General features: G+C 72.8%; 13 protein-coding genes. 11 read left to right on the top strand and 2 right to left on the bottom strand.

Going from position 1 to position 15431, the window contains the following annotated elements:
* The first annotated feature begins 16 nt into the window (after positions 1-16).
* The 10 genes from AC3A5R_RS16100 (at position 17) to AC3A5R_RS16055 (ending at position 10217) form a co-directional block, all read left to right on the top strand.
* A complete protein-coding gene (locus AC3A5R_RS16100) occupies positions 17-2089 on the top strand; it encodes a bifunctional copper resistance protein CopD/cytochrome c oxidase assembly protein (RefSeq protein ID WP_487621769.1) in 2073 nt (690 codons plus the stop codon).
* 52 nt (positions 2090-2141) lie between these two features.
* Positions 2142-2348: a DUF6767 domain-containing protein gene (locus AC3A5R_RS16095; RefSeq protein WP_487621768.1), complete on the top strand. Its 207-nt coding sequence runs from the start codon at positions 2142-2144 to the stop codon at positions 2346-2348.
* A 32-nt stretch (positions 2349-2380) separates the two neighbouring features.
* Positions 2381-3184 (top strand): nitrilase-related carbon-nitrogen hydrolase, encoded by an 804-nt coding sequence (locus AC3A5R_RS16090; protein WP_487621767.1) that lies wholly within the window; start codon positions 2381-2383, stop codon positions 3182-3184.
* Between the two features lie 80 nt (positions 3185-3264).
* Positions 3265-5145, top strand: coding sequence for an NHL domain-containing thioredoxin family protein (locus tag AC3A5R_RS16085; RefSeq protein WP_487621766.1), 1881 nt, complete (start codon positions 3265-3267; stop codon positions 5143-5145).
* A gap of 113 nt (positions 5146-5258) precedes the next feature.
* Positions 5259-6152 (top strand): hypothetical protein, encoded by an 894-nt coding sequence (locus AC3A5R_RS16080; protein WP_487621765.1) that lies wholly within the window; start codon positions 5259-5261, stop codon positions 6150-6152.
* Between the two features lie 107 nt (positions 6153-6259).
* Positions 6260-6547, top strand: coding sequence for a DUF6458 family protein (locus AC3A5R_RS16075; protein ID WP_487621764.1), 288 nt, complete (start codon positions 6260-6262; stop codon positions 6545-6547).
* Between the two features lie 165 nt (positions 6548-6712).
* Positions 6713-8206: an acyltransferase family protein gene (locus tag AC3A5R_RS16070; RefSeq protein WP_487621763.1), complete on the top strand. Its 1494-nt coding sequence runs from the start codon at positions 6713-6715 to the stop codon at positions 8204-8206.
* Positions 8206-8598, top strand: a complete 393-nt coding sequence (locus tag AC3A5R_RS16065) for a VOC family protein (protein WP_487621762.1) — start codon at positions 8206-8208, stop codon at positions 8596-8598. Before AC3A5R_RS16070 ends, AC3A5R_RS16065 begins: the two co-directional genes overlap by 1 nt.
* A 52-nt stretch (positions 8599-8650) precedes the next feature.
* Positions 8651-9487, top strand: a complete 837-nt coding sequence (locus AC3A5R_RS16060) for a hypothetical protein (RefSeq protein ID WP_487621761.1) — start codon at positions 8651-8653, stop codon at positions 9485-9487.
* Between the two features lie 76 nt (positions 9488-9563).
* The gene (locus AC3A5R_RS16055) at positions 9564-10217 is read left to right on the top strand and encodes a CGNR zinc finger domain-containing protein (protein ID WP_487621760.1); all 654 of its coding nucleotides are present in this window, start codon (positions 9564-9566) and stop codon (positions 10215-10217) included.
* An 80-nt stretch (positions 10218-10297) separates the two neighbouring features.
* On the opposite strand, the gene AC3A5R_RS16050 is transcribed toward AC3A5R_RS16055, so the two are convergent.
* Together AC3A5R_RS16050 and AC3A5R_RS16045 are read right to left on the bottom strand one after the other, a co-directional pair.
* The gene (locus AC3A5R_RS16050; protein ID WP_487621759.1) at positions 10298-12160 is read right to left on the bottom strand and encodes an acyl-CoA dehydrogenase; all 1863 of its coding nucleotides are present in this window, start codon (positions 12158-12160) and stop codon (positions 10298-10300) included.
* 203 nt (positions 12161-12363) lie between these two features.
* Positions 12364-13104, bottom strand: a complete 741-nt coding sequence (locus AC3A5R_RS16045; protein WP_487621758.1) for a TetR/AcrR family transcriptional regulator — start codon at positions 13102-13104, stop codon at positions 12364-12366.
* 70 nt (positions 13105-13174) lie between these two features.
* Between AC3A5R_RS16045 and AC3A5R_RS16040 the strand changes: the two genes are divergently transcribed.
* Entirely contained in the window at positions 13175-15373 is a 2199-nt protein-coding gene (locus tag AC3A5R_RS16040) for an MMPL family transporter (protein WP_487621757.1), read from the top strand.
* Positions 15374-15431 lie beyond the last annotated feature (58 nt).

The following is a 15431-nucleotide window of genomic DNA, read 5'->3' as shown; positions in this document are numbered from 1 at the left end:
TACTTACCCTTGGAACATGCCCACCCCTGTACGAGAGCGCTCGTCGACCGCCCCGGTGGACCGGCTCTCGCGCCCGGCGTGGGCCGTCGCCGCGACCGTCGTCGTCGGCCTCGTCGCGTCCGTCCTCGCGGCCCGCTCGACCGGCGCCGCGGCCCCCCTGCCGGGTGGCCTCGTCGACGCCGGCCCGGGCGTGCGCTGGGCGCTCCCTCTCGTCCGCGTCGTCCACGACGTGTCCGCCGCGCTGACCGTCGGGTGCCTCCTGCTCGCCGCGACGATGGTGCCCGGCCGCACCCGGAAGGCCAGCGCCGCGCCGGACGAGCCGCGCCGGGCCGCGGCGCTGCGCGTCGTCGTGCCGGCCGCCTTCGTCTGGGCGGCGGCGGGGATCACGGGCGCCGTGCTCGGGCTCGCCGACGCGGCGGGGATGCCGCTGTCCGACCCCGCCTTCGGAGGCCTGCTGCCCGAGCTGTGGACGATCGAGACGCTGCGCGTCGGCGTCATCAGCGCCGGGTGCGCCTTCGTCGTCGCGTCCGTGGCGGCCGTCGCCCGGTCGCGGGCCGCCGCGCTGGGGCTGCTCGTCGTCGCGACCGTCGGTGTGCTCGTCCTCGGCCTCGCCGGCCACGCGGGCGGGTCGGCCGACCACGAGACGGCCGTCAACTCCATCGCCACGCACCTGCTCAGCGCCGCCCTGTGGGTGGGTGGCCTGCTCGCTCTCCTCGTCCTGTGGCGCTCGCTCGGCGACGCCGTCGGCGTCGTGGCACGGCGCTACTCGAGCGTCGCCCTGTGGTGCTTCGTGGCCCTCGGGGTCTCCGGCGTCATGAACGCCTCGGTCCGGCTGGGCTCGCTCGCCGACCTCACGACGCCCTACGGCGTGCTCCTCGTCGTCAAGACCCTCGCGTTCGTGGTCCTCGGCCTCGCCGGCGCCTGGCACCGACGCGTCACCCTCGACCGCCTCGACGCCGACGTCGCGTCGCGGGGTGCCGACGCGTCGGCCGGGATGCCGCGCGGCCGGCTCTTCGTGCGCCTCGCGGTGGGGGAGACGCTCGTCATGGGCCTCGCGTTCGGCGTCGCCACGGCGCTGGCCCGCAGTCAGCCGCCGGTGCCCGAGACCGAGCCGAACCCGAGCCTGACGATGGCGCTGACCGGCTACCCGCCGCCGCCGGCGCCCACCGCGCTCTCCTGGGTCACCGCCTGGCGCGTCGAGTGGCTCTTCCTCGCCACCGCCCTGCTGGCCGTGGGCCTGTATGTCGCCGGAGTCGTCCGGTTGCGCCGCCGCGGCGACGCCTGGCCGGTGCTGCGTGCCGTGTCGTGGGTGGTCGGCTGGGCCCTGTTCGCCTACGCCACCAACGGGGTCCTCGGCATCTACGGTCGGGTCGCGTTCTCGTGGCACATGACGCTGCACATGATCGAGGCGATGGTCGTGCCGATCTTCCTCGTGCTCGGGGCGCCGGTGACGCTCGCCCTGCGGACGCTCCGGCCGCGCCGCGACGGCACGCTCGGTCCCCGCGAGCTCGTCCTCGGGCTCGTCCACTCGCCGGTGCTCAAGGTCGTCGGCAACCCGGTCTTCGCCGCGGCGTTCTTCTTCTTCAGCCTCGTCGTCTTCTACTGGACCGGCCTGTTCGAGCTCGCCCTGACCACCCACACCGGCCACCTGCTCATGACGGCCCACTTCGTCCTGGCCGGCTACCTCTTCGCGTGGGTCCTCATCGGCGTCGACCCGGGCCCGAAACGCTGGAGCCCGGCGTTCCGGCTCATCGTGCTGTTCGCGACGATCGCGGCGCACGCGTTCTTCGGCGTCGCCATGATCACCGGCACGACGCTGCTCGCCGGCGACTTCTTCACCTCGATCGCGCTGCCGTGGGTGCCCGACCCGCTCGCGGACCAGCGCTTCGGCGGCGGTGTCGCGTGGGCCATCGGCGAGCTGCCGAGCCTCGTGCTCGCCCTGGTCGTGGCGGCCCAGTGGTTCCGCTCCGACAGGGCGGAGTCGACGCGTCGGGACCGCCGCGCCGACCGCGACGGCGACGCCGAGCTGGTCGCGTACAACGAGCGTCTCGCCGCGCTCTCGCGCCGCGACGAGAACACGCCGCGCTGAGCACCTCCCCGCATCCACTACACTGGGTAGTAGTTATGGGAGGAAGGGTGAGATGAGCCGAGCCCCGGTGCCGCAGTGTCCGATCCGCATCGGCGAGCCGTGCACCCTGTGCGTCCCCGGTGCGACCGGTCCGCAGGACTGCGGCCTCGTCTGGCTCGTGCAGGACGACCCGGAGATGCGCGAGGAGCTCGCGCGCCGTCGATCCGGCCTCGCCGGGACCCGCCGGGCCGAGAGGGAGTCGGCCGCCCGCGCCGTGTGAGATCCGGGGGAGGTCCGTGTGAGAGTTGACCCATGAAGGTCGCCCTCATCCAGCTCGCCTACGGCGACGACGAGTCCGTAGCCGACCGCACCGCCCGCGTCACGCGTCTCGTCCGTGAGCAGGAGGGCCACGACCTCGTCGTGCTGCCCGAGCTGTGGCCGGCCGGCGGGTTCGACTACCGCCGCTGGGACGAGCGTGCCGAGGCGGTCGACGGCCCGGTCGCCACGGCCCTCGCCGAGGCCGCCCGCGACGCCGGGGTGACGCTGCACGGCGGGTCGATCGTCGAGCGCGGCGAGCCCGCGACCGAGGGCGACCACGGCGTCTGGAACACGAGTCTCGTCTTCTCGCCGCAGGGCGAGCTCGTCGCGACCTACCGCAAGATCCACCGCTTCGGCTTCGGCGACGGCGAGCCCCGCCTCATGGACGCCGGCGAGGAGGTCGTCGTCGTGGCCGTGCCCGTCGCGGGCGGCGGCGCGGTGCCGGTGGGCCTGTCCACGTGCTACGACCTGCGCTTTCCCGAGCTGTACCGCCACCTGGTCGACGCCGGTGCGCTCGCCCTCGTCGTGCCGGCCGCCTGGCCGAAGCGACGCGTCGAGCACTGGACGCTGCTCGGGCGGGCCCGCGCCATCGAGGACCAGTGCGTCGTGCTGCAGTGCAACACGGCGGGCACGCACGCCCGCCACGAGATGGGCGGCCACTCGCAGGCCGTCGACGCCACCGGACGCGTCCTCGCCGAGGCCGGCGAGGGCGAGCAGGTGCTCAGCGTCGAGGTCGACGTCGACGCCGTGCGGCAGTGGCGCGAGGACTTCCCGGTCCTGGCCGACCGCCGCCTCTGACCGCCGCCTCTGACCGCCGCCTCTGACCGCCCCACAGCCCGCTCGGGAATGCGTCGGGCGGCGGACGTATTGTCGCTGGGGTGAGCAGTGCCCCCAGTGCCCCCACCACTCCAGCCGCCCCTCGGGCCCGCGTCAAGGTTCGCGCGCCCGAGCTCGTCGGCCGCGGCTGGCTCAACACCGGCGGCCGCAGCCTGTCGCTGGCAGACCTACGTGGCCGCGTCGTCGTCCTGGACTTCTGGACCTTCTGCTGCGTCAACTGCCTGCACGTCCTCGACGAGCTGCGTCCCGTCGAGGAGCGCTACCCCGACGCCCTGACGATCGTCGGCGTGCACTCGCCGAAGTTCGAGCACGAGGCCGACCCGGACGCCCTCGCCGCGGCCGTCGAGCGGTACGCCGTGCACCACCCGGTCCTCGACGACCCCGAGCTGACGACGTGGAACGCCTACACGGCCCGCGCCTGGCCGACGCTCGTCGTCGTCGACCCCGAGGGGTTCGTCGTCGCCTCGATGTCGGGGGAGGGGCACGGCCCCGGCCTCGTCGCCCTCGTCGGCGAGCTCGTCGAGGAGCACCGCGCGAAGGGCACGCTCCAGCCCGCCGACGACCCCTACGTCGCCCCGCCGGCACCCGACACGGCGTTGCGCTTCCCCGGCAAGGCGGTCGCGCTGTCCGACGGGTCGTTCGTCGTGTCCGACACCGCGAACCATGCCGTCGTCCACGTCGAGGCCGACCTCGAGACCGAGCGCGCCCGCTGGGGCGGCCCGGGCGTCTTCGCCGAGCCGCAGGGCGTCCTGCTCGCCACCCCGGAGGTGGCCGAACGGCTCGGTGTCGACATCCTCGTTGCCGACTCGGTCGGCCACGCGCTCAAGGGGATCCGCGTTTCCGACGGTTCGGTCACGACGCTCGCCGGCACCGGTTCGCAGCTGCGTGAGCGCAGCGGCGGTGGCCCCGCCCTCGAGCAGGCCCTGTCGACGCCGTGGGACCTCGCGTGGCTCGACGGACGCGTCGTCATCGCGATGGCGGGCACGCACCAGCTGTGGGCGTGGACGCCGGGCGACACCGTCGACGGCGGCGCCGTCGAGGTCGTCGGCGGCACGTCGAACGAGGGCCTCGTCGACGGACCTGCGAGTGAGGCGTGGTTCGCCCAGCCGTCCGGTCTGGCCACCTCCGGCGACGGCGCCCGCGTCTGGGTCGCCGACTCCGAGACCTCCGCGCTGCGATCCGTGACCCGAGCGGTCGACGGCTCGCTCACCGTCGACACGCACGTCGGCACCGGGCTGTTCGACTTCGGGCACCGCGACGGCGACGCCGCCGACGCCCTGCTGCAGCACCCGCTCGGGGTCACCGTGCTGCCCGACGGCTCGGTCGCCGTCAGCGACACGTACAACGGCGCGCTCCGACGCTTCGACCCGGCGACGGGCCAGGTGTCCACCCTCGCGCAGGGCCTCGCCGAGCCGAGCGACGCCGTCGTCGAGACCGACTCCGAGACGGGTGAGACACGCCTCGTCGTCGTCGAGTCGGCCGCGCACCGACTCGTCCGCGTCGCATTGCCGGCCGAGGCCCAGCGCGTCGATGGCCCGGCCCACCGCACCCAGCGACCGCCGACGGCCCTGCCCGCCGGCGAGGTGCGCCTCGAGGTGACCTTCGTGCCTCCCGCAGGGCAGAAGCTCGACCACCGCTGGGGCGACCCCACGCGTCTCGACGTGTCGGCGACGCCCGAGGCACTCCTCGTCGAGGGCGCCGGCCGCGCCCAGGGGCTGACCCGCACCCTCGTGCTCCGCGACGGCATCGGATCGGGCACCCTGCACGTATCGGTCCAGGCCGCCGCATGCGACGGCGACCCGATCACCGGCGAGGTGCCCGAGCACGCCGCCTGCCACCTCTTCCAGCAGGACTGGGGCCTTCCGGTCGTGCTCGACCCCGACGCACCTGCAAGACTGCAGCTGGACCTCCGGGGGGCGTGACCGGCCGAACAGGCGCGGCCGACGGGGTCGACCGCTGGCCGACGCCCCGGCGCGGTCACGACACACGTTCGACGCGGCGACCGGCGAGTTGCCCTATGACACAAGGCGGTTCCGTGCCCACATCCTCCTCCGGTGGCTTCTTCCGGTCGCTGCTCGCCACCCTGCTCGGGCTGCTCGCCGTCGTCCTGCTGCCCGTCGGCCTCGTCGCCTTCTGGGCCTCGACGACGCTGACCGACACCGACGCCTTCGCCCAGGAGCTCGGCCCGGTCGTGACCCAGCCGAAGGTGCAGGAGGCCCTCGCCGACACGGTGACGAACGGCGTCCTCAGCGCCATCGACCTGCGCCCTGCCGCGGAGAACGCCCTGGATCCGGTCATCCGCGCCGAGGCCACCAAGATCGTCGCGAGCCAGGCCGTCGAACGCGCGTGGACGGCGTCGGTGCGCAGCGCCCACGAGCAGTTCGTGGCCGCCATGCAGGGGAGGGGCAACACCGCGGTCGGCTCCGACGGCCGCGTCTCGCTCGTCCTGCAGGTACCGCTGCCCGGCGTCACCGAGGCGTTGCAGCAGGCCGGCGTCCCGAACATCGCCGCGGCGCTCAAGCCGACCGTGCGCGTCCCGCTCGTCGACGCGTCGCAGATGTCGACGGTCCAGCGCGTCTACCGCGCGACCTCCGCGTGGGGCACGTGGGGGCCGGCCGCTGTCGCGGCGCTCGGCCTGCTCGCCGTCCTCGTCGCGGTGCGGCGCGCGCGGGCGCTCGGTTGGCTCGCCGTGGGCTGGGGTGTCGTGTCGGTGCTCGGCATCCTCGCGCTCATGATGGCCCGCGGACCCGTCGTCGACCGCGTCGGGTCGCCCGTGGCGCGCACCGTCGCCGACGCGGCCTACGGCGTCGCGGCCCGGGGCCTCTACGTCGAGCTGGCAGTGGCCCTCGGGGTCAGCGTCGTGCTGCTCCTGGTCGCGGGGGTGTCCGGGCACATCGGCCGCGCTCGTCGGCGGACCGACACCTACTGACACCTTCCGACGCGTCCTGACGTGCACCGGCGTCCGGGCCCCTGCCCCGCTGGGTATGGGGAGGCGAGAGGCGCGTCAGGAGGGCACGCCCCGAACAAGGAGAGCACATGGGTATCGGACTCGGGATCTTCCTTCTCGTGGTCGGTGCGATCTTCTACTTCACCAACCTCGACTCGAGCGTCCTCAACCTCAGCAGCGGCACGGGCAACACGATCGGGATCATCCTGATGATCGCGGGAGCGCTTGCGATCATCCTCGGGCTCATCATGAATGCCCAGCGCACCCGCACCCAGCACACCGTCGTGCAGGAGCGTCGCGGTGGCCCGGACGTCGTCGAGCATCGCGACGGTGACGTCGTCGAGCGCCGGGTCGAGCACCGCGACGACGCCTACTGAGCCACGGCTGACCCGGACAAGACCACCCACGGACGTCGGCGCCGCCCCCCCGGACGTCACGTCCACGAAGCCGGACCTCCCTCCCGCGTCCGGCACGGCACGCGACCGGCGACCTGAGCACCAGAACCCATCCCCTCAGGTCGCCGGTCGTGCTGTCATGAAGAGGTGACGACGACCTCGCCGAGGCCCCCGCGCGCCCCGCGCCGGCGCGACAGCGGCTCGCGACCGCCGCGTCCTACCGCCACCGAGATCGACGCGGCGACGCCGTCGGGCCGCGACCGCTGGGCCGACACGTTGCGCGCCGGCTCGCTCGTCGTCGTCATGCTCGGGCACTGGCTGATGGTCGACATCACGGCCGACGGCCACATCTCAAACGCGCTCGTCGCGGTGCCGGCGCTCCAGCCGATCACCTGGGTGCTCCAGGTCATGCCCCTGTTCTTCCTCGTCGGCGGCGTCGCCCATGCGCACGCCTTGGAGTCGCTCGACCGGCGGTGGCCGACGCCGCGGGGCCGGTACGCCGCCTTCGTGCGGTCCCGGGCGATGCGCCTGCTGCGTCCGACGGCCGCCTTCCTCGTCGTCTGGGTCGCTGCCGGGGTCGTGGCCCACCTGTCGGGCGTGACGTCCGGCTCCTCCGACAGGGCCCGCCTCGCCCGCGACGCTCTCGTCCTCGTGCCGCAGCTGCTGTGGTTCGTCGGCATCTACCTCGGGGCCTGTGCGTTCGCGCCCCTGATGCGGCGGCTGCACCTGCGGTTCGGGGTGTGGGTGGTCCTCGCCCTTGTCGCGGCCGCCTGCGTCGTCGACGCCGTGCGGTTCGGTGGTGGGCCGGGCATCGTCGGCAACCTGGACTTCGTGCTCGTGTGGTTGGCCCTGCATCAGCTCGGGTTCCTCTGGCGCGACGGGCAGCTCACGCCGCGTGTCGGAGCGATGATGGCCGTCGGTGGCTATGCGGCGATGGGGCTCCTCGTGCGGTTCGGGCCCTACCCGGTGTCGATGGTCGGCCTGCCCGGGGAGGCTGTGTCCAACATGGCGCCGCCGACCGTCGCGCTCCTGGCGCAGGGCATCGGCATCTGCGGCCTCGCGGCTGCGCTCCGGTCCTTCGCTGCCCGTGCGCTCGCCCGGCCCCGCGTGTGGAAGGGCGTCGTCGTCGCCAGCCCCTTCACCATGACCGCCTTCCTGTGGCACCTCACCGCCCTGATGGTGACGTTGCTCGCGCTCCGCGCCGTCGGCATCATTCAGCCGGCGGTCGCGTCGGCGTCGTGGTGGTTGACGCGTCCGGCGCTGTTCGTCGGGCTGGCTGCCGTCACGGCCGTGCTCGTCGCCGCCTTCGTGCGCTTCGACGGAGGACCCCGGTCGGCGGGCGAGACCGACGCGGCGGATGCGGCCGATGTGGAGATCCGTCGGTGGCCCGACCCCCTCGCCGCGGTGGCTGCACTCGTCATATTCTTCGGCATCCTCATGGTGTCGATCGTCGGCGTCGACGTCCTCGGCAACCGGCCCGTCCTCTTCCTCGTCGGCGATGTCACTCCGGCCATCGCGTTCGCCGTGCTGCTCTGCGGCACAGCACTCCTCGCCGCCACGAGGCCTGCGGGTGGTGCGCGCAGCCGTCTCCCGTGGCACGATCGCCGGAACAACCACCGCGCGACCGGAGGACGACCCTGATGCGACTGAAGCTCGAGCTGGTCCCTGTGCCGGTGTCCGACGTCGACCGCGCCATCGCCTTCTACGTCGACGCGCTGGGCTTCACCAAGGACGTCGACGTCCAGCCCGCCCACGGCGTCCGGGTCGTCCAGGTGACGCCGGAGGGCTCGGCGTGCTCGATCGGGTTCGGCACCGGCCTCGACGTGTACCGGGCCGAGCCCGGCAGCGTGCGCGGCCTGCACCTCGTGGTGGAGGACGTCGACGCGGCCCGCGCCGAGCTGGTCCGGCGAGGCGTCGAGGTCGGCGAGGTGCACGACTTCGGAGGCGGCGTCAGGGGCGCGAGCTTCTCCGACCCGGACGGCAACACCTTCGAGCTGCAGGAGATGGCCTGGCGGAGGGGCCACACCTTCTGACGAGCCGACAAACCGGGGGCGGCCGGAGAACCGTGCTGGCACAGTGACGCCCATGGACGGACCCGACCTTCCGATGAGCGTGCTGGCGGCGGCGATGCGCGGGCTTCTGCCGGCCGGCTCGGGTCTCAGGGGCGTCGGCGACGCCGACGCCACGGTCGTCGACGTGCTGGCCCGAGCCGACGACGTGCTCGTGCGCTTCCGATGGAGGTCCTATCCGTACGACCTCGGCTACGCCTTGCACCTCGACAGCGCCTACGCGCCGTTCGAGACCGCGGAGGACTGGGCAGGCCAGGCGATGGTGGAGCTCGAGGAGGAGCTGGGCACCGGTGTGGTGGCGCGGGCCCGTCGGCACCAGCGCGACGATCTCATCGAGCTGACGTCGCCCGACGTGCCGAGCGACCGACGCTTCTACATCCAGACGGTCGAGCCAGGTGCGGACGTCGGCTGGAATGCGGTCCGGTACGTCCGGCGGGACGGGCTCGACCCGTCGGCGGCCACCTCGCGACGTCGGGACGGCACGCTGCTCTCGTGGCACGTGGCCCACGTCAACGACGCGAGCGGGTCACCCTGCGTGGGCCAGGCCGTCGTCGCGCGTCTCGACGCGGACACAGCCCTGCTCGAGCAGTGCGTCACCATGTCGGGCACGCCTGGCTCGGTGGTGCTCGACCTCTGCCGGCTCGCCGCCCACTCCGCCTCGTGGCACGGGGCCGGGAGTGTCGTGACCGACCTCGTGCACCCGGCGCTCGGGATCCTGGGCTTCGAGGACCGTGGCGGTCGGCGCGTGCTCGACACCCGGTTCCTGTCGGTCGACCACGAGGCGGCGGCCCGCCTCGTCGCCGCCGAGCCCGACTGGCGCCCACCCCGAGCCCGTCGACGGTTGGGCCGCTGACCGGAAATTCGCCATTAACCAGTCGGTCCCGTGAGACCGGTTGGCGCGCCGGGCTCCGACGCGTCACACTGCCGTCGTGTTCAAGTACGTCGTGGACGACCGGGAGATGCCGACGCAGGTCGCCGGCCACCCGGCGCTCGAGCTGTGCAACACCAGCGCGGGCTGGGACCTGCCGACGGCCCGTCGCGGCGAGTACCTCACGTCGTACGACGACCTCGCCGTGTGGGCCCGTGAGGCCGGGCTCGTCGACGAGGTGGCCACGGCGCGCCTGCGGCGGGCCGCCGCCGCGCACCCGAGCCGGGCGCGCGCCATCCTTCGCGAGGTGCACCGGCTGCGCACCGACGTGCACGACCTCGTCCTCGGCGGGGCCGGTCCCGCAGCGCTCGGGCGCGTGGGCAGCCTTGCGGCAGAAGCGCGCCAGTCCCAGGCGCTCGAGCGGACCGGGGGCGCCACGCGCTGGGTGTTCAGCCGCGACGCGGGGCTGCACGAACCGCTCTACGCGGCAGCGCTGAGCGCCGCCGACCTGCTCACCTCCGACGCGCCCGTGGCCGTGTCGGCGTGCCCGGGCGACGCCTGCGGGTGGGTATTCCTCAACCCGACCGGCCGGCGTCGCTGGTGCATCATGGCCGTCTGCGGCAACCGGGCCAAGGCCCGCGCGTACGCCGAGCGCCACGCCTCGACGACGCCCGCCGCCCCCCGTGATAATCGAAAGAGCAGTTCGTCCTGGTGAGAATCGAAAGAGCAGTTCGTCCGTGTCGGACGAACTGCTCTTTCGATCGGGAGGAGCGGCGGAGCGCTCCTCGGCGAGGGTCAGAAGGCGGACTCGGGGACGTCCATGAGGTCGTTGTCGGTGGCCTCGGCGATGGCCCGCTCGGCGGAGATCTTCGGCAGGACGTTCTTGGCGTAGAACGACGCAGCGGCGACCTTGCCCGTGTAGAAGTCGGCGTCCTTGCCGGTGGCGCCGGCGTCGAGGGCCTTCTGCGCGACCTCGGCCTGGCGCAGCAGCAGCCAGCCGACGACGAGGTCTCCGGCCGAGAGCAGCAGGCGGCTCGTGTTCTGGCCGACCTTGTAGAGGTTGGACACCTCGCCGCCCATGCGCGGGTCGCTCTTCATGAGCGTGTCGATCATGTGGCCGAGGATGCCCTGGACGTCCTCGAGGGCGCGGCCGAGCAGCTCGCGCTCGGTGTCGAGCGAGCCGCCGAGGTCCTTGGCGAACTCCTGGACCTGGCCGGCGACGTGCTGCAGGGCCTGGCCCTTGTCGCGGACGATCTTGCGGAAGAAGAAGTCGAGGCCCTGGATCGCCGTCGTGCCCTCGTAGAGGGTGTCGATCTTGGCGTCGCGGACGTACTGCTCGATCGGGTAGTCCTGCAGGAAGCCCGAGCCGCCCAGCGTCTGCAGCGACTCCGTGCCGAGCAGCACCCAGGCGCGCTCGGAGCCGAGGCCCTTGACGATCGGCAGGAGCAGGTCGCTGACACGGTTGGCGAGGTCGGCCTCCGAGCCCTTCTCGACCGCTGCGGCCGGGTTGCCCGCCTGGGCCTGGTTGACCGTGTCCTGCTGGCTGGCCGTGTAGAGGACGAGCGCGCGCAGGCCCTCGGCGTAGGCCTTCTGGAGCATGAGCGAGCGGCGCACGTCGGGGTGGTGCGTGATGGTGACGCGCGGCGCCGACTTGTCGGTCATCTGCGTCAGGTCGGCGCCCTGGACGCGCTCCTTGGCGTACTCGAGCGCGTTGAGGTAGCCGGTCGACAACGTGGCGATCGCCTTGGTGCCGACGAACATCCGGGCGTTCTCGATGACCTTGAACATCTGGGCGATGCCGTCGTGGACGTCGCCGAGCAGGGTGCCGACCGCCGGCTCGTTCTCGCCGAAGGTCACCTCGCAGGTGGTGCTGACCTTGAGGCCCATCTTGTGCTCGACGTTGGTGACGTGGGCCCCGTTGCGCTCACCGAGCTCGCCGGTCTCGAGGTCGACGTGGAACTTCGGGACGATGAAGAGCGACAGGCCCTTGGTGCCCGGGCCGGCGCCCTCGGGGCGGGCCAGGACGAAGTGCACGACGTTGTCGACGAGGTCGCTCTCGGCGCTCGTGATGAAGCGCTTGACGCCCTCGATGTGCCACGTGCCGTCGGGCTGCTGGATCGCCTTGGTACGGCCGGCGCCGACGTCGGAGCCGGCGTCCGGCTCGGTGAGGACCATCGTCGTGTGCCAGGCCTGCTCGACGATGTGCTTGGCCATCTTCTTCTGGTCGTCGGTGCCGAGGTGCCAGAGCAGGTTCGCGAAGGAGTAGCTGGCCGTGTACATGTGGATGGCCGGGTTGGCGCCGCAGACCATCTCGGCCACCGACCAGCGCAGCGACGCCGGCACGACCATGCCGCCGAGCTCGGCCGGCACGTCGAGGTTGCCCCAGTCGCCGTCGACGTACGCGCGGAAGCTCTTGCGGAAGGAGTCCGGCATGGTGACGCTCTTGGTGGCCGGGTCGTAGACCGGCGGGTTGCGGTCGGAGTCGAGGAGGCTGTCGGCCAGCTCGTGCTCGGCGAGGCGGGACACCTCGCGGAGGATGTCCTTGGCGGCGTCGACGTCGAGGTCGCCGTAGATGCCCTGGCCGAGGATGTCGCCCCGGCCGAAGACCTCGAAGAGGTTGAACTCGAGGTCGCGCACGTTGCTCTTGTAGTGGCCCATGGGGTCCTCCACCGTTCTGTCGCTGGGACCGTCGGTCGGTCGCTGGAGCTGTCTGTGGACGGTCGCTCGGTCGCCACGCGCACGGCAGCGGGCGGACCAAGTTACTGGCCGGTCACATCCATGATGCTACCCGCCGGTAATCAGCGCAAGGGGGATGGTCGACACGTCGGGCGAGACGGCCGGCGCCGTGGGCCGGCGCCGCGCTAGGGGGCGCCGGCCTCGTCGCGGTCGGCGAGGCCGAGCATGACGAGCAGCTCGGCCAGGCGGCCCTCGAAGAGCTCCTCGGCGTCGTCGAGCGCCCACCGGAGGTGGCCGAACACCTCGGTGGCCACGGCCCCGTAGAGGCTCTGCCAGCAGTACACGTAGAGCATCGCCGCGTTGATGTCGATCGGCAGCCCCACACCCTTGACGAACTCGTTGAGCTGGGCGCGGACTCGCTGGGGAATCGGGCGGTTCCACCGCATCCCGTGTCCCTCGCGGTCGATCTCGGCGAAGACCTCGAGCCACACGAGGGCGAAGCCCTGGCCGCCGTCGGCCGAGCCGTGCTTGTCGTCGGGGTCGACGACGACGCCGGGGATCGGGGCCCCGAACAGGAGCGAGAACTCGGGGACGTGCGACAGGGCCCAGTGTCGGAACGCACGGGCCGTGTGGGACAGCCGCTCGGCGGCGCTCGCACCCGTCCGCTCGTCGCGGGCGGCGTAGAGGTGGGCGCCGAGCTCGCCGTAGAGGTCGACGCAGACGCGTCCGAGGAGGGTCTCGCGCGAGTCGAAGTAGCGGTAGATCGCCGGGGCCGTCATGCCGACCCGCTCGGCGACGGCGCGGACGGTGACCGCCTCGACGCCGCCCTCGACGAGCAGCTCGCGTGCGGCGTGGCTCAGCTCGGCCTGGGTCGCGGCGAAGAGCCGCTCGCGGCGGGTGGATTCGGTCTTGACGGCGTCCGGCACAGGAGAACTATAGTTGATCGCGCTAGTTAACGTCGTTCACCAACACGAGCAAGAGTCATCGGAGATAACCATGTTCCAAGCCTTGGGTCGCGTCGTCACCGACGGCCGACGTGTCGTCGCCGCTCTCGCCGTGCTCGTCGCCGTCGCCGCCGGCGCGTTCGGCCTCGGTGTCTTCGGCTCCCTGACCAACGGCGGCTTCGACGACCCGAACAGCGAGAGCGGCCGCGCTGCGACCCTGCTCGAGTCCCGCGTCGCCCGCACCTCGCCCGACCTCGTGGTCCTCGTCGACAGCCGGCAGCGCACCGTCGCCGACCCGGCCTATCGCGCCACCGTCGAGTCCGCGCTGGCCGCGCTGCCCGCCGCCGACGTGGTGTCCACCCACACGTACTGGAGCACCCGGAGCGACGCGTTCGTCGCGCCCGGCGGCCGCACGACCTATGCGGCCGTCACGCTGCGCGACCCGCAGGTCCTCACGGAGGACGCCGCGGCCGTCGACGCCCTGCGCTCCCGACTCACCGACGCCGGCTACGGCGTCCGGCTCGGCGGCCCGGCCGGCGCCAACGTCGACATCTCCGACCGCGTCGCCGCCGACATCGGTCGGGCCGAGTCGCTGTCGATGCCGATCCTGCTCGTGCTGCTCGTCGTCATCTTCGGCAGCGTCGTGGCCGCCTCGCTGCCGTTGCTCGTCGGCGGCCTGTCGATCGTCGGCGCCTTCGCCGCGATCCGGGCCGTCACCTCGTTCACCGACGTCAGCATCTTCGCGATCAACCTCGTGACGATCCTCGGCCTCGGACTCGCCATCGACTACGGCCTGCTCATGGTCGGGCGCTTCCGGGAGGAGCTCGCCGCCGGCCACGACCGGTTCGCCGCGACGCGTCGCACCGTATCCACCGCCGGTCGGACCGTCACGGTGTCGGCCGCCACCGTGGCCGTGGCGCTGTCCGGCCTGCTGCTGTTCCCGCAGACCTTCCTGCGCTCCATGGGGATCGGCGGGATCGCGGCGGTGATCGTCGCCGCGGTGGCCGCCGTGGTCGTCCTGCCTGCCGTGCTCGCGATGCTCGGCAGCCGCGTCGACCGGTGGTCGCTGCGACGGTCGCACCGGGTCGAGCGCGGCACCGGGTTCTGGTCGCGCCTCGCCGAGCTCGTCATGCGGCGGCCGGTCGTCTTCCTCGCGTCGGGCCTCGCGGTCCTGGCAGTGCTGGCGGCGCCCTTCCTCGGGGTGCGTTTCGGCGGCGTCGACGAGCGCGTGCTGCCCGCCGACGCCGAGACGCGCCAGGTGAGCCAGGTTCTCGCGCGGGACTTCGGCGTCACGACGACCGACCCGGTGGTGGTCGCGGCGACGCTCGACGCGCCCGTCGCGTCCGCCCAGGGGCAGGCCGTCCTCGGCCGGTACCTGGCCGACCTGCGCCGCCTCGACGGCGTCACCGGAGCGCAGGTCGTCGGCGCCGACGGCGACCTCGCCGCAGTGTCGGTCACCTATCGGGGTGAGTCGCTGGACCAGCAGGCCAAGGACGTCGTGGCCGGGGTCCGCGGGCTGCACACCGACGGCGTCCGGCAGGCCCTCGTCACCGGCCCGACCGCGCAGCTCATCGACCGGCTCGACTCCATCGGGGCCACGCTGCCGCTCATGGGCCTCGTCGTCGCCGGCGCGACGTTCCTGCTGCTCTTCCTCGCCTTCGGCTCGCTGCTCATGCCGCTCAAGGCGATCCTGCTCAACCTCGCGACGCTCGCGGCGACCCTCGGTGTCGTCACGTGGGTCTTCCAGGAGGGCCATCTGTCCTCGTGGCTCGGCTTCGAGTCCACGGGGTTCGTCGAGGCCACCCAGCCGATCCTCGTCATGACGCTCGTCTTCGGGCTGTCGATGGACTACGAGGTCTTCCTCCTGTCGCGGATCCGCGAGCAGTACGACCGGACCGGAGACAACCGTGCCGCCGTCGCCACGGGCATGCAGCGCACCGGCCGGATTATCACGTCCGCAGCCCTGCTCATCCTCGTCGTGATCGGCTTCTTCTCCGCGTCGTCGATCAGCTTCATCAAGCTCATCGGCGTCGCGATGATCGTCGCCATCGTCCTCGACGCGCTGCTCGTGCGCATGGTCGTCGTGCCGGCGACGATGCGCCTCCTCGGCGCCGCGAACTGGTGGCTGCCCGGCCCGCTGGCGCGCGTCTACGCCCGGTTCGGGATCCGCGAGGAGGGCGACGCCGCGGGCGAGCCCGACGCGACCGGGCCCGAGGCGACGCCGCGGCCCGACCCGGTTCCCGTGGGCTGACCCGACCCGACCGCCCCGGAAGCCGGGGACGCACGAAGGGCCCGGTCGCGAGACCGGG

It is taken from the genome of Intrasporangium sp. Soil_C_50 (assembly GCF_057656595.1).
Note: the sequence above shows the minus strand (reverse complement) of the source record. Positions and strands in the feature narration are given on the sequence as shown.